Consider the following 1,211-nt stretch of genomic DNA (forward strand, 5'->3'; position numbering starts at 1 on the left):
TGTGCTAGTATAGTATTCACCTGACAGTTTCGTAAAGAAGCAGTGGTCAGACCTCTTCTAATTGGGAAAATGATTTTAACCACAAAGTCACTTCCAAGGAGGGAAGACGCATGACCACCACCAATACCAACGTAAGTACAAAAGCAGCGAGAAGAAAGCTAAATTTATTAGAACTAGCAAATGAATTAAGCAATGTAAGTAAAGCCTGCAAGATTATGGGTTACTCCAGACAACAGTTTTACGAAATCCGAAGAAACTATCAAACCTTTGGTGCGGAAGGACTTGTAGACAGAATTTCTGGAGCAACAAACCCGCACCCGAACAGGCTCTCGGAAGAATTAGAAAAAGCCATACTAGAATATAGTTTAACCAGCCCAACTCATGGTTCCGTGCGAGTGGCTCAGCAACTCAATCTAAAAGGTCATAGAGTTAGTTCTGGCGGTGTTAGAGGGGTTTGGGGTAGAGCCAAACTTCTCACAAAACACCAAAGGCTGTTAAGGTTAGACCAACATCTAAAAGACACTCCCATAGAACTTAACGAGAACCAAGTTAAACTCTTGGAACGATTTAATCCGGAGTATAGAGATAGGCATATTCAGGCCGATTTTACTGGAGATTTAGTCGCTATGGACACTTTTATGGTCGGAACTTTGAAAGGTATAGGAAGAGTTTATCTACAAACCGTAATCGATTGCCATTCCAGATATGCCTGGGGAACTCTTCATACTTCCAAGATGCCGATCACAGCAGTACAGACTTTAAATAATGAAGTTTTACCTTTCTTTGAAGAACACAATGTCCCTATCAAAACGATCCTAACAGACAATGGACGTGAGTATTGTGGAAGAGAAGATCAACATCCTTTTGAACTTTTCCTTCAGCTAGAAGACATTGAGCATAGAACTACTAGAGTCAGAAGACCACAAAGCAACGGATACGTGGAAAGGCTTCACAAAACTTTACTCGACGAACATTTCAGAGTTGCTGGTAGAACTAACTTTTACGAAACCGTTCAGGAAATGGATAAAGACTTACAAGTTTATCTGAATTTTTATAACACGGAAAGAACCCATCAAGGTAGAAACATGAATGGAAGAACTCCCTATCAAGTTTTCTTTCACGGGTGCCGAGAATCAAAATTAGATCAGGAAGAAATCATTTAACCTAATAAAAGTTAGAAGAGTGTGACTGGCGAATACTATATTTGTACA

1 protein-coding gene is annotated in these 1,211 nt (G+C 39.8%); it reads left to right on the forward strand.

Annotated features, from left to right (window positions below; all coding sequences use genetic code 11):
- Positions 1–110: 110 nt before the first annotated feature.
- Positions 111–1,163: an IS481 family transposase gene (locus EHS15_RS11905; protein ID WP_135760805.1), complete on the forward strand. Its 1,053-nt coding sequence runs from the start codon at positions 111–113 to the stop codon at positions 1,161–1,163.
- Positions 1,164–1,211: the final 48 nt, after the last annotated feature.

It is taken from the genome of Leptospira idonii (assembly GCF_004770995.1).
In the GTDB taxonomy this organism is placed as follows: Bacteria; Spirochaetota; Leptospiria; order Leptospirales; family Leptospiraceae; genus Leptospira_A; species Leptospira_A idonii.

Coding starts and splice junctions, on each gene's coding strand:
- EHS15_RS11905 (WP_135760805.1), top strand. CDS start 111: ATGACCACCACCAATACCAACGTAAGTACAAAAGCAGCGAGAAGAAAG.